The organism is Aneurinibacillus sp. REN35 (assembly GCF_041379945.2).
Classification (GTDB): domain Bacteria; phylum Bacillota; class Bacilli; order Aneurinibacillales; family Aneurinibacillaceae; genus Aneurinibacillus.
On the sequence record NZ_JBFTXJ020000064.1, the window covers coordinates 1 to 217 of the forward strand.

1 pseudogene is annotated in these 217 nt (G+C 66.4%); it reads left to right on the forward strand.

Going from position 1 to position 217, the window contains the following annotated elements:
• A pseudogene (locus tag AB3351_RS23665) lies at positions 1 to 217 on the forward strand (serine/threonine protein kinase); the annotation flags it as partial.

Sequence of the window (217 nt, forward strand, 5' to 3'; positions counted from 1 at the left end):
GAAGATCACGCGGCCGTACCCCGAGGAGCGCGACGCCTTCATCGCGGAAGCGCGGGTGCTGAGCGCCCTGGATCATCCGCATCTGCCCCGCATCGTCGATTATTTGCCGCCCGACGAAGACGGACTCGCCTGCATCGTGATGGATTATGTGGCGGGAGAGACGTTGGCCGACCGCTTCGAGCGGTTCGGCCGGGCGCTTCCGTTCGCGAAGGCGGCA